At 66.2% G+C, this 1,180-nt stretch carries 1 protein-coding gene; it reads left to right on the top strand.

Going from position 1 to position 1,180, the window contains the following annotated elements; genetic code table 11:
- Window positions 1-175: 175 nt before the first annotated feature.
- Window positions 176-1,038, top strand: a protein-coding gene (locus tag C1J01_RS48175; protein WP_438943199.1) for an IS5 family transposase whose coding sequence is annotated in 2 segments (ribosomal slippage) — window positions 176-523 and window positions 526-1,038 — 861 coding nt in all. Because the reading frame shifts where the segments join, the coding sequence is not laid out codon by codon here.
- Window positions 1,039-1,180: the final 142 nt, after the last annotated feature.

The following is a 1,180-nucleotide window of genomic DNA, read 5'->3' on the forward strand; positions in this document are numbered from 1 at the left end:
CGCGCTCGAGGAGTGGATCAAGGTCTGGAACGACAACGCCCGGCCCTTCAAGTGGACCAAGACCGCCGACCAGATCATCGACCGGATCTGCCGCTACTGCGACAGGATCTCAGGACCGGCTCACTAGGCCGTGTCCGGCAGATCTTGATCTCGGTTCTATGGGTCAATGGCAACCATGGTCCGTCGACATGAGCTGACCGATGCCGCCTGGCAGCGCATCGAGCCATTACTGCCTGCCCAGCCGGCACGAGGAGGCCGATGGCTGGATCACCGCACGATCTTGAACGGCATCTTGTGGAAACTGGCCACCGGCGCTCCCTGGCGCGACGTCCCCGAACGCTACGGCAACTGGAAAAGCATCTACGAGCGCTACCGCCGCTGGGCCGGCGACGGCACCTTCGACGCCCTGTTGCGCCACGTGCAGGTCCATGACGACGCCATCGGCCGTCTGGACTGGACCGTCAGTGTCGACTCCACCATCGTGCGGGCACATCAGCACGCCGCGGGCGCCCGCAAAAAGGGGAGACGGCCGGGACGAAAGCCGCATCCCGGCAAGCACTCGGCCGATCCCGCGGCGGACTGACCACCAAGATCCATCTGGCTGTGGACGGCCGAGGCCTGCCCCTGGCCATCATCCTCACCCCGGGCAACGTCAACGACTGCACCGTCCTGCCCGACGTACTCGCCCGCATCCACGTCCCCCGCCCAGCGGCGGGGCGACCCCGCTGCACCCCAGACCGCATCATCGCGGACAAGGCCTACAGCTCTGCTGCCATCCGCCGCCTGCTGCGCCGGCGCGGTATCGCCGCCACCATTCCCGAGCGGGCGGACCAGAAAGCCGGCCGGGCCCGCCGGGGCAGCCGAGGAGGACGACCTCCACGCTTCGATCCACTGCTCTACAAGCGCCGTAATGTGGTCGAACGCTGCATCGGCAAGCTGAAGCAATGGCGCGGCATCGCCACCCGCTACGACAAGCTCGCCCGCCACTACCAGGCTGCCATCACCCTGGTCACCGCCCTGTTATGGATCAATCAATGATCCAGCGGACACGGCCTAGGAGTGTCCTGAAGATCTTGGCGGTCTGGCCAGGTGGGGTTTCGGGATTCAGACTCGGGTCATGATGGGTCGTCAGAGGGTTCCGGCCGGGCCTGAGGTGTGGGTCGTGTGCCGGGAGATGATC

Source organism: Nonomuraea aridisoli (assembly GCF_003236395.1).
Taxonomy (GTDB): Bacteria; Actinomycetota; Actinomycetes; order Streptosporangiales; family Streptosporangiaceae; genus Nonomuraea; species Nonomuraea aridisoli.